The organism is Sinomicrobium oceani (assembly GCF_900119185.1).
In the GTDB taxonomy this organism is placed as follows: Bacteria; Bacteroidota; Bacteroidia; order Flavobacteriales; family Flavobacteriaceae; genus Sinomicrobium; species Sinomicrobium oceani.
On sequence record NZ_FPJE01000014.1, the window covers coordinates 82,478 to 98,481 of the forward strand.

Consider the following 16,004-nt stretch of genomic DNA (forward strand, 5'->3'; position numbering starts at 1 on the left):
GTTGTTTGTTAGGTATTGCGGACCCTTACGGACCGTTGCAGCATTTCGAAGATCATAGCAATAGCCATAACCAGCGAACAACCTATAAAGTTGAGCCAGAGATACCCGATACGCTCATCGGTATAGACAAAGCTGTAATAGATAAAGAAAATGATGATCTGTGTAATCACGGCCGCCCAGAATACGGCATTTCCCCGTACAAACCGGAAGAAAAAAGCCAGTAAAAATATGCCCAGTACGTTACCGTAAAAGACCGATCCGATGATGTTTACCAGTTGTATGAGATTGTCGAGCAGCGATCCGAAATTGGCAAACATAATAGCTATAAGCCCCCATAACAGGGTAAACCACTTGGAGGCGGACAGGTAATGGCTGTCTTCTTTTTCGCTGGCATGACTTCTTTTATACAGGTCTATGGTCGTGATCGTACCGAGTGCATTGAGTTCCGAAGCTGTAGAAGACATGGCCGCCGATAGTATAACGGCCAGCAGCAACCCGATAAAGCCTGTGGGAAGGTTATTGAGTATAAAATGGATAAAGACATAATCCTTGTCGTTGGTTTCGATATCCGGGTTTGCTTTTTCGATAATTTCCCTTGCTTTACTTCGGTTTTCCCGTTCCTGGTTATTGATGTGCTGTATTTTTCGTTTAGCCCCCATGGTGAGCTGATAATCCTTGATGTTGAGTACACCCGAATAATATTCCTGAGCCATTTTTTTCTCCGTTTCCAGGGCCTGGTGTTCCTTTTCGAGTTGGCGGTACTCATCGGCGTAAGACGAGTTCAGGACAGCTTCGGTAGCGGCAGGATTAAAATTAAGCGGGGAGGAGTGATACTGATAAAAAACGAAAACCATAACCCCTACAAGCAGAATAAAAAACTGCATAGGTACTTTGAGTAGACCGTTGAAGATAAGCCCTAACTGACTTTCCCTTACCGATTTCCCGGAGAGATAGCGCTGTACCTGGCTCTGATCTGTTCCGAAATATGAAAGCATCAGAAAAAAACCACCAGTAATTCCGCTCCAGAAGGTGTACCTGCTTTGTGTATCCAGAGAAAAATTGAGAATATTGAGCTTTTCATTGGCACCTGCTACTTTCATGGCCTTGCTGAACGTAAGGTCGTCCGGAAGATAGTGGAGAATGAGAAAGAAGGCTACGAACATACCGGACATAATCACAAACATCTGTTGTTTCTGTGTTACATTTACGGCTTTGGTACCGCCGATCACGGTATATACGATAACGAGCGAACCGATAATAATATTCAGTGTTTTAAGATCCCATCCCAGTACCGCGGAGAGGATAATGGAAGGGGCGTATATGGTAATCCCCGCTGCCAGGCCCCGCTGTACAAGGAATAGTATGGCCGTGAGACTTCTCGTTTTCAGGTCGAAACGCTGTTCGAGAAATTCATAGGCCGTATATACTTTAAGTTTGTCATAAACGGGAATAAATACAATACAGATTACGATAATCGCAAGCGGGAGCCCGAAATAGAACTGGACAAATCCCATGCCGTCGTGAAAGGCTTGCCCGGGTGTAGATAGAAAAGTTATGGCGCTGGCTTGTGTGGCCATAACCGATAAGCCTACGGTCCACCATTTAGCCTCTTTATTTCCCAGAATGTAATCCTTGACGGTCGTATTCCGCTTCGTTTTCCAGGTGCCGTAAACTACAATGAAAAGAAGGGTTGTATATAGTATTATCCAGTCTATAATTTCCATGTATCAGCAGTTTTCCAGCATTAATAAGTAGAAGAGAGCGATGTAGACGGCATTGGCGATAAGGACCAGCGTATAGCTGGTTTTCCAGTGCCATTTTTCCGGGCTGTTATTTTTTTCCGGTTGTTCTGTTAGCGTTGGTGTCTGTTCTTTCATGGTCGTGATAGTATTTCCGGTTAGGGATGGACATCTAATTTTTTTCCTGTTTTCCTACGGAAAGCATATTGGCAAACAGCTTAAAAGCCCCGGGAACTCCTGCCGGAAGTTCCCTGAAAAAACTCAGTCCCGTGTAAATATAATAACCTTTCCCGTAAGGAGCGACAAGCAGGCTGCCTTCTTTTGTACGTTCTCCTTTGTCGTGCATAGATAACAACGGGATGTATTCTTTGCTCCACTGATCCGGAAAGTAGAGCCCTCTCTCCTGTACCCAGCCTGAAAAATCGTTGGAGGTAATGGTGTTGGGATACCGAAGTACGGGATGACCGGGAGCCAGGATGGTTACCCGGGCATTTTCGTCTGTTACCCGGTCTCTCGACAAGCGTAACGGGTAAGGAGGTCTCACATCGAGCGTCCCGCCACGTCCTACGGTGTTGTACTGGACGATCAGCGTCCCGCCTTCCCTGACATAATCCAGGAGGGCTTTTTGCCGGGCAGGTAATATCTCCGATACGTTATAGGCCCGGATACCGATTACGACAGCATCATACCCGGCCAGTGAAGCAGCCGAAATACCCGCAGGATCAAGTATGCTGACCTGATAGCCGATTTGTCTCAGGCTTTCCGGGATTTTATCTCCGGCTCCGGGGATATATCCTACCGATTTTCCTGCTTTGCGGATATCCATTCGCACTACTTTGGCTTCGGAGGGCAGCAGTACGGACTGTGTAGGAATGTGATCGTAACGTATTTCCGTGAGTTCCATATCATATCGGTCACCATCCAGGGTTACCACGGGCCGTACAAAGCCCTCACTTTCTTTCTGAGGCGGAGTAACCCGGAACAGCACTGTTCTTTCTTCTCCTTTAAAGGTAGTTTTCAACGGATGGCTTTCGGGAGTGACTTTCCAGCCTTCGGGAACTTTAAGAGAAACCGTAGCATCGATACCGGACTTTACCGCCCGGACTTTTACGGGAATGTTTTTAGAGGTTGTATCATCAAAAATATTAACCTTATTGGTTATGGATGCGGTAACCGGCGGAAGTACTTCAAAGGGTTGATAGACTTCACCCTTGGCCGGATCGGTATGTTTATAAAGAATGTCCCCGGAAAACGAAAGGGGAGTGCCTGCAACAACCAGGTCGAATTCGGCCGTGAGTACGGCAGGAGTTTCCGGAAATCCTATCAATGCCGAAGGGGCATGGTACATACCCAGTGTTCCCTTTTGCAGGAGCCAGTAGGGCGGGGTATATTTTTTTTCGTCTGTTATTACCGTGCTGATATCGAAGCTGTAATCCCGGTTCGCTTCCAGTTTTACACCGGGTTTTAGTATGGTATTGCCGGGGTGTATGGCTATACGTTGGAGGGTAATGTCTAAAGGGCCGCGATTGATGATTTCCACGCGCAATCCGGTTTCACTGCCCGGTGTACTCTGCGATTCGGTAGCTACAGCTTCCATATACAATCCTGTACATGCCTTGATAATCTCTTTTATTTCGCGGGTTTTAACCGTTTTCCAGTACGGGTCGTCCAGTTTTTGTATAAGCGTGTAGGCCTTCACCAGTTCCGGGACGTGAACAAAAGGTTCCTGAAAGTTAAAATGATGTTCTATAGATTTCAGCAGCTTGGCAATTTCTTCGGTACCTTCGATGCGCGACCAGGTTGTATTGATACCGGAAAAGAGATTTTGGTTTTCGGGTTTGTCACCTTTGAGGAGTTCCAGGTATTCCGTTTCACTTCCGCGGGAAGCCGGGCTCCCGAACCCCTGGCTTCTGTGCTGGCTTCTGCTTATGGCTGCAATTTCACCATTACTCTTGCCGATCACCGGATAATATCCGCCGAGGTCCATGGTTATGAGGTTGTCTTTGGCCGCTTCTCGGAATTTTTCCTCACTGCCGTAAAACCACCAGGATGTGTTGAAAAACAATCTTTTAGGTTGCCAGGGTTTGAGGTGTTGCAACTGTCCGGGGTATACATTTTTGTTTCCGGCAAGATCAAAGGCTTCCACACTTAGCATGGCCGAGGTCGTATGATGCCCGTGTGTGGTTCCCGGGCTCCGGTGGTCAAAACGATTGATGATGATATCCGGCCGGAATTTTCGTATGGCCCGTACCACGTCGGCCAGGACACTGTCTTTATTCCAGATACGAAGCGTTTCGTCCGGGTGTTTGGAAAAACCGAAGTCGTTGGCCCTCGAAAACATCTGCTCTCCGCCGTCTACGCGCCTGGCAGCCAGTAATTCTTCGGTACGGATTACACCGAGCAGTTCCCGGAGTTCCGTTCCGATAAGATTTTGCCCCCCGTCGCCGCGGGTCAGGGACAGGTACGCTGTCCTGGCATGTACTTCGTTGGAAAGATAAGAGATCATCCTTGTGTTTTCATCGTCCGGGTGTGCAGCCAGGTACAGGGCCGATCCGAGAAAATTGAGTTTTTGTACGGCGTGATATATTTCGGAAGAGGAATAGGTTCGCGGTTGCTGGGCCTGAAGACGAGCGGAGATAAAAACAAGAATTAAAAGAAAGGTAATGTTGCGCATTTCAGTTGGTTTTAGGTTTTTGCTATGGCCAGGCAAAAAGATGTACCGGGAGTTTTACTTGCCGGTATCAGTCTTTCAAATATAAAAATTATAGGAATTATCCTCCCCGGTTTAGACTTTCTTTAACTATTTCAAAGGCTTTCACTGCCGTCGTCTTCAGCCGTGCTGGTAAAGACCTTGACGCCTTTTTGCAGGAGCAGGTTATTGGGGTAGGTGAGCAACTCTCCTTCCTCCGTACGAAGCAGCACATGAAAAGCCTTGATATCTTCGATTATGGCACGCATGGGAAAGTCCTTATCCTGTATCTCTATCTTATCACCGATCTTGAACGGGAAAGTGAAAAACAGGATCACCCCGGCGGTAATATTGCTGAGTATGGACCACTGTGCAAACAAGGCCACACCAATCACCGCAAAGATAGAAGAAAGCAGCAGTCCGAGATCTTCGAAGTTTACGTTCCAGATGATACTCAGGGCGGCAAGGCCCATGAGAAATATAAATATGTTGGCATATCTCAGAATCAGAAAAGTACGCGCATCGTGGTAATTACTCAAGATACCTACTTTGCGGATAATCTTGGACAGCAGAAATTTCAGTAACAACAGGAGAACAACGGCAATGGCCGTGTGTAATAACTGGTATTTATAGGGAATAAAAAAATCGTTCATCGCAAAACAAGACTATTCATGGTATGTAAAGATACATCAAGAAATACATTTTCCGGAAGTAACCCGCATTTTTCAGCGGTTCTCTCCTACAATACTCTTCAGGGCGCGATAGAGCAGGTGCACCGGGAGTCCGACGACATTAAAATAAGATCCTTCGATCCGGCGAATACCTATGAGTCCTATCCATTCCTGTATACCATAAGCTCCGGCTTTGTCGAAAGGTTTAAAGTGATCGATGTAGTAGCAGATCTCTTCGTCCGTAAGCGTATCAAAAAAGACCCTGGTTATCGCATGCACTGTCTGCTGGACGGTCGGGGTGGTCAGACAGACCGAGGTAATAACATCATGGCTGTTACCCGACAGTTTTTTCAGCATGGCGAAGGCTTCTTCCCGGTCTTTGGGTTTGCCCAGGGCTTTTTGGTCATGCCATACGATAGTGTCGGAAGTAATCAGTATATCCTTCGCCGCAAGGCTGTCTTTTTGCGGTTCGGCCTTGAGCTGGGCCAGGTAATCCGGAATGTCACTTCCCTTCAGGGTTTCCGGGTAGACCTCTTCGATATCTTTGATGCGGATTTCAAAATCGATACCGAGGTCACGGAAAAACTGCTGTCTTCTGGGGGATCCGGAAGCGAGTATGATGTGGTGATCTTTAAGGAGTTCTGTAAGCATAATACGTTTTTGCATGCAGGGTTAAGGAATTTAAACCTTAATGATCTTTCCTTTACGATACAGGGCGTATGCAAAAAGCCAGATAAAAAAGGTAAACGAAAGTGCAAACATAAGACTCCCTGCGTAATTGCCAAAAACCGGTTGGAAAATATACTGATAAACCCATCCCATCAGTGACGTCTCTCCGACGGGAATGAGATAGATGAATATTTTGGCTATGATTCCGGATAAGATATAACTGATCAGCGGATTTTGCCCGAAAACCCGGAACACAAAGGTCCAGCGACTTTGTTTTTGTAAATCGATAATCCAGATAAACAGGCCCCACATCGCGGTGACGATCCCCGAACTGAAAAATACATAAGAGCCGGTCCATAGCGGTTTGTTAATAGGGTAGATGAGATCCCACAGCAGACCGGAGGCCATAAGAACCAGAGAAAGTACGACCAGGTTCCGGAGTTGAACAGGGCCGGGAATGCCGTTTTTTAAGGTGGTTTTTCCGATAAGATATCCGAGGATAACCTGGCCTGCGGAAGATAGTGTGCCCAAAAGACCTTCGGGTTCAAAAGGGATACCGAAGCCCTTGTAAAGGTGCCGATCGCCAAACAGTGTTCTGTCGAGTACGTTACTGAAGTTTCCTTCAAGGCTGTAAGGGTCATCGCCCCCGGCAAAATAAAGTATGGCCCAGTGACCCAGCAACAATAAAGCAAAAGCGCCTAAAAGCAGCCTGGTTTTCCGAACGGAGGCAATTATGGCACCTCCGAGCAAGAAAGCGAGAGCGATACGTTGTAAGACACCGAAAATACGTAAGTCGGAAATATGTGTATGGTAAAAGGGAAACCAGTTGAGCAAAAGTCCGATCAGGAAGATCAGTACAGCACGTTTGAAGAGTTTTTGCAATACTTCGCCTGTCTGCATGGTAGGGAGCTTCCGAAAAGAAATGCTCATGGAGAGGCCTACGACAAACAGGAAACTGGGAAAAACGAGATCGGTGGGAGTGCACCCGTGCCATGCGGCATGCCGTAATGGTGCATATACATAGTTCCAGGATCCCGGTGTGTTGACCACGATCATAAAAAAAATGGTAAGGCCGCGAAGTACGTCTACGGAAAGTATTCTCGTTTTCATGGTTGGTTAGTTTAAAGAGAAGGCCAATTTAATGATTAAAACCGATATTTGTGATGGTATTTTAAAACGGTGAAAGAACAGGAACAAAAAAACCGGAAGCTGTTAAAAGTCCCGGTTTTTGATATGCTATTAATCGTATTTGGCGTTAAAACTGCTGTTCCATTTTCCCTGCACTTTCATGACCTGTTCTATAACATCTCTTACACACCCTTGTCCTCCGTTCTTGTGTGAAATGTACTTGGCTATTTCCTTGATCTCCGGTACGGCATCCTGCGGACAGGTGGGCAACCCTATCATTTTCATGGGAGGGAGATCGGGGAGATCATCGCCCATATAAAGCACATGCTCCGGTTTGATGTCGTAAATGTCGAAATATTCATCCAGCACCTCTATTTTGTGGTGAGCACCGAGGTAAATGTCTGTAACTCCGAGACCACGTAAACGCTCACGGACACCTTCGTTGGTTCCGCCGGAAATGATACAGACGTTATATCCTTTTTCTATAGCGGTCTTTATGGCATATCCGTCTTTGAGATTCATATTCCGGAGCATTTGCCCGTCTGTTGTAATGACAATGGTACCATCGGTAAGGACCCCGTCTACGTCAAAGACAAAAGTGGTGATATCCTCCAGGTATTCTTTAAAGTTTTTCATGCGGGGAATGTTGCTTTTGAAATTAAAAGATGCAAAGTTACGAAGTTTCCCTTTTCGAATGGTGTTATTCCTGTTCAGGATACATCTCTCGTATGTTTTTGCTGAGTAACCGGTATATTTCCTCATAGCCGGGATGCGGTTTCAAGAGGTCAAGATGTTTCCGTATCGTACTTTCGTCGTGACGCCTGGCCGGACCCGTCTGGGCTTCTTCGGGAGAAACGTCTTCTATTTTGGCTGCAGTTTCCCGGATGAGGGGACGAAGCAGGTCGAAAGGAAGTCGGTTTTCTTTGCATAGTTCATGGCCTATGGTGTACATGTAATTGGTAAAGTTGTTTACAAAAACGGCAGATAAATGCAGGGACCTGCGCTGATCCGAATCGACCGGGTGTACGTGGTCCGAAATGCTTCCGGCCACCGTTTTCAGGAATACCGTATCGCTTTCATCGGCAGCTTCGATACACAAGGGGATGTCAGCAAAGTTTACCGTTTTGTTCATGGAAAAACTCTGCAGCGGATAAAAAACACCTTTCCGGTTGCCGGAATGCAACTCTTCGAGGGCGACACTTCCCGAAGTATGGACGACCAGGCGTCCGGTAAAAGGCAATTGCTGCGACACTTCGGCAATAGCATCATCCGAAACTGCAATAATATAGAGGTCGGCAAGCCGCAGGAGAGCGTAGTCGTCTGTGACAGGGATAGTACCGATAGCCTTGTTTTTGCGGTTAAAGGTCTGAATAACGCGAACCCCGGTACTGTTGCGGAAGGCAGTGCAAAGGTGGGTGGCTACGTTGCCCGAGCCTATAATAACTACTGTGATCATATGGCGAAGTTACGAAGATATCGGATATGATAATGGTATGGTCTACGGAAGACCGCAGCAATGTATCTGAAATACCACAAAAACGGTAGGGTGCATCCGGGAAAATATTTAAGAACATATTAACACTCGTTCAGAGGGTCTTTCCGGCTTTATACCCTACGAATGTCATAAAAACAACCTATTTTTGCAGGCGGAATACCAAAGTGTAAAACTGCACATAAATAAGTTGTAATGACAGACTTCCTCAAGAAAACGCTCTTCTCTACCCGTTTAATGGCTATTTTGTTTGTAGTATTTGCGACAGCCCTGGCTTTCGGTACATTCATAGAAAGCTGGTACAGTACTACGACCGCCCGTATCTGGATTTATAATGCCTGGTGGTTTGAGGCTATTATGGTTGTATTTGTCATTAACTTTTGCGGTAATATTGTCCGCTATCGCTTGCACAAAAAAGAAAAATGGGCTGTGTTATTACTGCATATATCCTTTATACTTATACTATTGGGGGCTTTTGTAACCCGGTATATCAGTTACGAGGGAGTGATGCCTATAAGGGAAGGAGAAACTTCCAACACATTTCTTTCGGACAAAACCTATCTCACGGCATTTATAGATGGTGATATCGACGGGCAGCCGATGCGAAAATCCATGAAAGAGTCGCTTCTTGTATCTCCGGAAGGCATTCTTTCCAGGCTTCCGTGGCGATCCGATTTTAACGGACAACCTTTTACGGTATCCTATGCCGGGTATATCGACGGGGCGGAAGAAGGACTTGTTCCGGATGAAAACGGGGAAGAATATCTGCAGATTGTCGAAGCCGGGGGAGGTTCGCGTCATGACCACTATATCAAAAGTGGGGAGGTATCCAGTATACACAATGTCCTTTTTGCACTGAACAAGCCTACTCAGGGTGCCATAAATATCGATACCCGGGGCGATGAGTATACCATCAGTTCACCTTTCGAAGGAACTTTTATGCGAATGGCAGACCAGATGCAGGATAGTGTGGCAAAAGACAGCGTACAAAAACTGCAGTTGCGTTCGCTGTACAATATGGCAGGTATGCAGTTTGTTTTTCCGGAACCTTTGGTAAGAGGCCGGTACGATATCGTGGAAGCCAAGGAAAAAGGAAATGCTTCTCAGGATGCCATTATTCTGGATATCAGCACCAACGGAGAGACCCGCCAGGTTAAAGTACTGGGAGGAAAAGGGATGGTCAAGGAGCCGGTAACCACCACTATAGGCGGGCTGGATTTTCACCTTTCTTTTGGTTCTACGGAAATAAAATTACCTTTCAGTATAACACTCAACGATTTTATAGCAGAGAAATATCCGGGTACGGAAAGCGGGTATTCTTCTTTTATGAGTAAGGTTACCGTAAACGATGAGCGATCTTTTGATTACGATATCTATATGAACCATATTCTCGATCACGGCGGATACCGCTTTTTCCAGGCCCGGTTCGATCCGGATGAGAAAGGAACGGTATTGTCTGTAAACCATGACTTTTACGGAACGTGGATCACTTATATAGGGTATTTTCTGCTCTATACAGGGCTGATGGGGATACTCTTTTACGGTAAAACCCGGTTTAAGGATCTTGGCGTTATGCTGAAAAAGGTCAAAAAGGATAAAGCCAAACTGGCTACTGCTATAGTGTTTTTGTTCGGGCTGAATGCTTTTGCACAACAGGATCCGGCGCAGGTGTCCGATGCCCATCTCCCCACGGAAGAAAATCATACGCATACCAACGTATTACCCACAAAGTCACAGATCGATTCGATAATAAATGCTACCTCCGTCAGCCAGGAACATGCCGATATGTTCGGGAAACTGGTAATCCAGGACGATGGCGGACGTATGAAACCGGTAAATACCTTTGCATCGGAATTGCTGCGTAAGATCAGTAAAAGTGATTCTTATAACGGATTGGATGCCGACCAGGTGTTTTTGTCTATGCTGCAAAATCCTGCCGCATGGTATAATGCGGAGATCATTTATATGAAAAAGGCCAATGACAGTCTGCACAGGCTCATTGGCGTAAAAGAAGGTACCGAATTTGTCAGGGCCATAGATTTCTTCGATACGGACGGTAATTATAAACTGGCGCCGTACCTGCAGGAGGCTTATGCGACCAATGTGCCCAACAAGTTTCAGAAAGAGTTTAAGGAAGCGGATCAACGACTGGCATTGCTCAACAGGGCTCTCGGAGGGGAAATCCTCAAAATATTCCCACTGCCCGACGATGAAAACAACAAATGGATATCTTCGGTAGATTACCGCACCAGACAATATCCCGTACAGGATTCGCTGTATGCCAATTTTATACGAAATTCGGTAAGCCTGTACCTAATGTCCCTTCGGGAGGCGATTAAAACCGATAATTACGATCAGGCAGAAAAAATCCTGGAAGCTTTTGAGAAAAACCAGGAAAATTTCGGTGCGGAAGTATTGCCTTCCAGACAAAAGATAGAGGTAGAGGCCCTCTACAATAAGGTAAATATTTTCGAGAAGCTCCTTCTCGCTTATATGACCGTAGGGTTGGTGATGTTTGTGCTTATCGTATTGCGTATCTTCTATGAAACCAAAACGCTGAAAATACTGGTTGCCGGGGGGAAGGTCATTGTCGTACTGCTTTTTGTCCTGCATACGCTCGGGCTTATTGCGAGGTCCTATATCTCGGGCCATGCCCCCTGGAGTGATGCTTACGAAAGTATGATATACGTAGCCTGGGCGACCATGCTTTTTGGCCTGATTTTTGGTCGGAAATCCGATCTTACGCTGTCATCGACGGCATTTGTAACCTCTATTATTCTCTTCGGGGCTCATATGAACTGGCTCGACCCGGCTATTGCCAATTTGCAACCGGTGCTCAACAGTTACTGGCTCATGATCCATGTGTCTATTATCGTAGGAAGCTACGGCCCGTTTACCCTCGGAATGATACTGGGTGTAGTAGCCCTGTTGCTCATTATCCTTACCAACGATAAGAACAAGAAGAAAATGGCCCTTCATATCAGGGAAATAACGATTATTAATGAAATGGCGCTTACCGTAGGCCTTATTATGCTCACGATCGGGAATTTCCTCGGCGGACAATGGGCCAATGAGAGCTGGGGGCGTTACTGGGGCTGGGACCCTAAAGAGACCTGGGCCCTGATCAGTATTATGGTCTATGCATTTGTTATACACATGCGCCTTGTTCCGGGCTTAAGGGGAAGGTTTGCCTTTAATTATGCCAGTATCATAGCCTATGCCAGTATTATGATGACGTATTTCGGGGTGAATTTTTACCTGGTAGGACTGCATAGTTACGCCAGCGGAGATAAAGTAATTACCCCGGACTTCGTGTACTATTCTCTTGTGGTTATAGCACTGCTCGGCGCGGTAAGTTATTGGAAATATAAAATCTATTACAAAGAGAAAAAAAATAACGGTAAGAAAATCAAAGCTTAAGCTTTGATGGTTTTTTAGTTTGTAGTTGTTGGGTTATTAAGGTGTTAAAATCAGTCTAATCAACTCCGAACAAAATCAACGGCCAACCCCAATTCTAAGACGTTTACATCAGGTAGAACCCGGCAACGGGTTTTATATTTTCCGGAGTTTTTTCTTCGTTGAGCATTTGTTTCAGATTGATCTCAATAGTTCGGGCTATGGCGGTTACCGGGGTATCCGTGGGCATATTCTCAAAAGGGTCCTGGAGGTAAATGGCTGTTTTTTCAATGAGAAAAAAAGCAACCGCAACCGTGATGACCAGCGGTACCTGAACAAAACCGAGGCTGTCCACCAGCCCGAAAGGCAGCATAATGACAAAGAGATATATGGTGAGATGAACGATAAGACTATAGGTAGCAGGAAACACCGTGTTTTTTATCCGTTCCGATTTTCCCATGGAATCGCATAATCTGCGGATCGTCGTATCGATCTGTATTTGCTGAAAGTCACTGAGCCATCCCTTGCCGAACGCCTTTTTCAGGTCTGCCGAATGCAATTGCAGGAGCGCATTGGGAATATTGTTCTGTTTCCGGACCCATTGGAGTTCGTCTTCCGAAATGAAACCGGTCGTGTTTTCCAGGGGATCTGTTTTGCGGAGCGATTGTCCCAGGGCGTAATTCCATGCAATCTGGCGGTAGACCATTTTTTTTATGATATTTTGCCCTTCGGCGTTGTCTTGTCCTGCCGGTGATATAAATGTGAGTAATTGCCTGGTCAGTGTTCTGGAATCATTGACAATGGCACCCCAGATCATCCGTGCTTCCCACCAGCGGTTGTATGATTGTGCCGTACGAAAGGCCAGGATAAGCGAAATCGCTGTTCCGAGAATGGTGGGGATCACCAGGGGAATGGCAATACTGCCTTTGTGAAATATCATGTCCGACAGGCTGACGATGAGTGTGAGTACGGAAACAAAAATGATCTCCGTACCGGTTTTCCTGAAAAGATATTTCAGGGGAATTTTGTTGTTTAACAGCATAGAACCGGATTTGGTTACTGTGAACTTGTCTTGAGTTCAGTGATTAAAGTTAGCTTTAAGATAATCTTTTTCCCGAAATTATCCGAAAGCCGTACTGTTTTTTTGTTTCGGCTATGCTGTTATGCTGTCTCGCCAGGCTTTGGGTTTCACAGATAAAGCTGCTATACAGGTTTCCTGAGGATGTTTCTTCCGCTGTAGGAGAGAACGGCAATCATGGCGCCGACCACGGCAATAAGAAGGAATGACGCCCTGAGGTTCAGGTGTTCTGCGATAAATCCTATGATGGGCGGGCCGAATAGGAAACCGAAATACGCAATGGTAGAAACCAGGGCGAGCGATATTCCAGGGGGAAAGTTTTTGGATCTTCCGGCCATGGAAAATGATAACGGGATAACGGAGGATGTGCCTGCACCTACCAGTAAAAATCCTATCGTAGCAAAAATGACAGAGGGGAATACCACAGCCAGAACGAGCCCGGAAAAAATGAGCAGTCCACTGCATTGAAGCAGCATCACAGCACCGAAGCGCTGGGTAAAATGGTCCGCGACAAACCGCCCGGTAGCCATAGTGCTCATAAAGGCAATATAACCGAGGGTAACCAGCCCGGCATCGACATTGACTACTTTGTCGAAATATACCCCGCTCCAGTCGAACATACATCCTTCGCACATCATGCCGCAAAAGGCAATGGCACCGATACGGAGCAGAAGCTGATCGGGTTTTTTCAGGACCAGTCCGTTGCTGTCACCGGTATTGACATCTTCCGTAAGCATATTGCGGTAGGCAAAGAAAATGATGGCGAGACTTACAAAAGCCATAATCGAAAAGTGCAGGAAGGGGCTTACATCGAGATCTATCATTCCCGCCCCTACAGCACCTCCGACAAATCCGGCAAGGCTCCACAACCCGTGAAAAGACGCCATAATTGTTTTTCCATAGTGAAACTCTACCCCGACAGCCTGGGTATTGACCGAAATGTTGATGAGGTTTCCGACCAATCCGAAGAGGATAACGGCCCCGAGTAATTCCAGGGTTGTTTCTGCAAGTCCGAGCAGGGGGAGTACACATCCGTACAATATTGCAGAGATCACGGCTACTTTCCGGCTTCCGAAACGATGTACCAGCCAGCCCGCCAGGGGAAGGGCAATCAGCGATCCTGTAGGCATGCCCAGTAAAAGGCCGCCAAGTTCTCCTTCGGTAAGGTGAAGTTTGTTTTTGATGTCCGGAATACGGCTGGCCCAGCTGGCAAAACATATTCCGCTGAGGAAAAATACAGCACTTACTGCTACCCGTCTTTTGAGGTTAACATTCATAATCCTGTTGTTTTAGCGTTTGATCGGGAATTTCGGGATTGTTGACTGATTGTTTTCTGCCGTAAAAACTATCCGGCAAATTTCATAAAAAAAGCGTTGGTCCGGGTAGCGTAAAATGTTAAAACCCGAAAAACTCTCAATTGTATAAAAAAAAGTATTTAATATTGCAGCATTATGAGCACTCCGAGATTATCTTAATTAAAAAAGCAAAAACCGATAGCAGAATGTTGTCGGATGTTTTGTTGTGACAGTTGTGTTTTCTTCGTCTGTCACCTTTTTCTTCTTTATTTTTTAACGATTTAATTTTGGAGACTATGCGTTCCGAATCTGCTTACACTATAAAATATTTTTTCAGAGACCTGAAAAAAGCCCTTACCGGAAAAGATATCGATTTTACCAGCGGGAGTATCCGTAAGGCTATTTTTATGCTTGCCGTTCCGATGATCCTGGAGATGATGATGGAATCGGTCTTTGCCCTGGTAGACATTATATATTTATCGAGAGTAAGTGTCAATGCGGTAGCTACCGTGGGGCTCACCGAATCTGTGATTACCTTGTTGTATGCCGTTGCTATAGGATTGAGCATGGCCGCTACGGCATTGATTGCACGGAGAGTAGGAGAAAAAAATATAAAGGGAGCCCGCGAAACCGCGGTACAGGCTATTGTACTCGGGGTAATTATTTCGATCCTCGTGGGGTGTATCGGTATCCTGTATCCGAAGGAGATCCTGGAACTTATGGGGGGGGAACAGGAACTGATCGAGGAAGGTTTCGGCTATACCCGTATCCTGATAGGCGGAAACCTCACCATATTTTTATTGTTCCTGATCAATGCGATCTTCCGCGGAGCCGGAGATGCCTCTATTGCCATGTGGGCACTGGTACTGTCTAACGGACTGAATATTATTCTCGATCCGCTCTTTATCTTCGGTTGGGGGCCGGTACCGGCCTATGGCGTGGAAGGGGCAGCTATTGCGACGACCATAGGAAGGGGAGTGGCCGTACTCTTCCAGTTGTGGATATTGTTTTATGGCTGGAGCCGCATCAGGCTCCGGGTACCGGATCTCATCCTTCGGGCCGGGGTAATGTGGAATCTTGTAAAGGTCTCTCTGGGAGGCATAGGTCAGTTTCTCATCGGCACTTCCAGTTGGGTAGTCCTGATGCGGATTATATCCGAATTCGGTAGTGAAGTGCTTGCCGGTTATACCATTTCTATCCGGGTAATGATGTTTACCATGATGCCTTCCTGGGGGATGAGCAATGCCGCGGCAACCCTGGTAGGGCAAAACCTCGGTGCGGGACAGCCGGAAAGAGCGGAAAAATCGGTCTGGCAGGCCGGAAAGTACAATGCCGTTTTTATGCTGACGGTATCGCTGGTGTACCTGTTGTTTGCAAAGCACATCATTGGCTGGTTCGGTGCCGATGAAGAGGTGATCAGGTACGGTAGCCTGAGCCTGCAGGTCGTCGCTGCCGGATATATCTTTTATGCGTACGGGATGGTTGTAACACAGGCTTTCAACGGAGCAGGGGATACCCGGACACCGACGATTATCAATTTTTTCTGTTTCTGGCTTTTTCAGTTGCCTTTTGCCTACCTGGCTGCCATAGTATTGGAGTGGGGGCCGGTAGGAGTGTACGTCGGAATTACACTTGCGGAAACCTTGATCGCCGTGATCGCCCTGATCTGGTTTAAGAAAGGGTACTGGAAAACGGTACAGGTGTAAGTGTTACCGGGTCATGACCATGCCAGGATATTCGCATCCCGGTGATCATTACTATCGCGGAGATCTGTGCCGGTTATTCCGGGAGCCGTGAATTTAACGTATAAAATATCAACTTCCGTTTCTGTAACGAGAATACCTGTC

General features: G+C 46.4%; 12 protein-coding genes. 2 read left to right on the plus strand and 10 right to left on the minus strand.

The annotated features are described in order from the left end of the window. Positions 1-8 precede the first annotated feature (8 nt). The 8 genes from BT112_RS13395 to BT112_RS13425 form a co-directional block, all read right to left on the minus strand. The gene (locus BT112_RS13395; protein ID WP_072317901.1) at positions 9-1,724 is read right to left on the minus strand and encodes a sodium:solute symporter family protein; all 1,716 of its coding nucleotides are present in this window, start codon (positions 1,722-1,724) and stop codon (positions 9-11) included. A gap of 3 nt (positions 1,725-1,727) precedes the next feature. Continuing rightward, the gene (locus BT112_RS21880; protein ID WP_175545798.1) at positions 1,728-1,877 is read right to left on the minus strand and encodes a hypothetical protein; all 150 of its coding nucleotides are present in this window, start codon (positions 1,875-1,877) and stop codon (positions 1,728-1,730) included. Positions 1,878-1,911: 34 nt separating this feature from the next. Continuing rightward, entirely contained in the window at positions 1,912-4,413 is a 2,502-nt protein-coding gene (locus tag BT112_RS13400) for a PIG-L family deacetylase (RefSeq protein ID WP_072317902.1), read from the minus strand. A 131-nt stretch (positions 4,414-4,544) separates the two neighbouring features. After that, complete coding sequence (locus BT112_RS13405; RefSeq protein WP_072317903.1) at positions 4,545-5,081, minus strand: mechanosensitive ion channel domain-containing protein; 537 nt, start codon at positions 5,079-5,081, stop codon at positions 4,545-4,547. A 72-nt stretch (positions 5,082-5,153) separates the two neighbouring features. Then, a complete protein-coding gene (locus BT112_RS13410; RefSeq protein WP_072317904.1) occupies positions 5,154-5,750 on the minus strand; it encodes a Maf-like protein in 597 nt (198 codons plus the stop codon). Positions 5,751-5,780: 30 nt separating this feature from the next. Then, complete coding sequence (locus tag BT112_RS13415) at positions 5,781-6,878, minus strand: acyltransferase family protein (protein WP_072317905.1); 1,098 nt, start codon at positions 6,876-6,878, stop codon at positions 5,781-5,783. Between the two features lie 129 nt (positions 6,879-7,007). Further along, positions 7,008-7,532: a KdsC family phosphatase gene (locus tag BT112_RS13420; protein WP_072317906.1), complete on the minus strand. Its 525-nt coding sequence runs from the start codon at positions 7,530-7,532 to the stop codon at positions 7,008-7,010. 64 nt (positions 7,533-7,596) lie between these two features. Continuing rightward, positions 7,597-8,352 carry a Rossmann-like and DUF2520 domain-containing protein gene (locus BT112_RS13425; protein ID WP_072317907.1) on the minus strand — a complete coding sequence of 252 codons (756 nt, stop codon included), beginning with the start codon at positions 8,350-8,352 and terminating at the stop codon, positions 7,597-7,599. 231 nt (positions 8,353-8,583) lie between these two features. Between BT112_RS13425 and ccsA the strand changes: the two genes are divergently transcribed. After that, complete coding sequence (gene ccsA / locus BT112_RS13430) at positions 8,584-11,808, plus strand: cytochrome c biogenesis protein (RefSeq protein ID WP_072317908.1); 3,225 nt, start codon at positions 8,584-8,586, stop codon at positions 11,806-11,808. 103 nt (positions 11,809-11,911) lie between these two features. On the opposite strand, the gene BT112_RS13435 is transcribed toward ccsA, so the two are convergent. Then, the gene (locus tag BT112_RS13435; RefSeq protein WP_072317909.1) at positions 11,912-12,826 is read right to left on the minus strand and encodes a bestrophin family protein; all 915 of its coding nucleotides are present in this window, start codon (positions 12,824-12,826) and stop codon (positions 11,912-11,914) included. 161 nt (positions 12,827-12,987) lie between these two features. After that, positions 12,988-14,139, minus strand: coding sequence for an MFS transporter (locus tag BT112_RS13440; protein WP_072317910.1), 1,152 nt, complete (start codon positions 14,137-14,139; stop codon positions 12,988-12,990). A 314-nt stretch (positions 14,140-14,453) separates the two neighbouring features. On the opposite strand from BT112_RS13440, the gene BT112_RS13445 reads away from it, so the two are divergent. Beyond that, entirely contained in the window at positions 14,454-15,863 is a 1,410-nt protein-coding gene (locus BT112_RS13445) for an MATE family efflux transporter (protein ID WP_072317911.1), read from the plus strand. Positions 15,864-16,004 lie beyond the last annotated feature (141 nt).

What these genes read in the sequence shown, in the direction of transcription:
- BT112_RS13440 (WP_072317910.1), bottom strand. Translation starts at nt 14,139, where the DNA reads ATGAATGTTAACCTCAAAAGACGGGTAGCAGTAAGTGCTGTATTTTTC.
- BT112_RS13425 (WP_072317907.1), bottom strand. Translation starts at nt 8,352, where the DNA reads ATGATCACAGTAGTTATTATAGGCTCGGGCAACGTAGCCACCCACCTT.
- BT112_RS13410 (WP_072317904.1), bottom strand. Translation starts at nt 5,750, where the DNA reads ATGCTTACAGAACTCCTTAAAGATCACCACATCATACTCGCTTCCGGA.
- BT112_RS13415 (WP_072317905.1), bottom strand. Translation starts at nt 6,878, where the DNA reads ATGAAAACGAGAATACTTTCCGTAGACGTACTTCGCGGCCTTACCATT.
- BT112_RS13435 (WP_072317909.1), bottom strand. Translation starts at nt 12,826, where the DNA reads ATGCTGTTAAACAACAAAATTCCCCTGAAATATCTTTTCAGGAAAACC.
- BT112_RS13405 (WP_072317903.1), bottom strand. Translation starts at nt 5,081, where the DNA reads ATGAACGATTTTTTTATTCCCTATAAATACCAGTTATTACACACGGCC.
- BT112_RS13445 (WP_072317911.1), top strand. Translation starts at nt 14,454, where the DNA reads ATGCGTTCCGAATCTGCTTACACTATAAAATATTTTTTCAGAGACCTG.
- BT112_RS13395 (WP_072317901.1), bottom strand. Translation starts at nt 1,724, where the DNA reads ATGGAAATTATAGACTGGATAATACTATATACAACCCTTCTTTTCATT.
- ccsA (WP_072317908.1), top strand. Translation starts at nt 8,584, where the DNA reads ATGACAGACTTCCTCAAGAAAACGCTCTTCTCTACCCGTTTAATGGCT.
- BT112_RS13400 (WP_072317902.1), bottom strand. Translation starts at nt 4,413, where the DNA reads ATGCGCAACATTACCTTTCTTTTAATTCTTGTTTTTATCTCCGCTCGT.
- BT112_RS21880 (WP_175545798.1), bottom strand. Translation starts at nt 1,877, where the DNA reads ATGAAAGAACAGACACCAACGCTAACAGAACAACCGGAAAAAAATAAC.
- BT112_RS13420 (WP_072317906.1), bottom strand. Translation starts at nt 7,532, where the DNA reads ATGAAAAACTTTAAAGAATACCTGGAGGATATCACCACTTTTGTCTTT.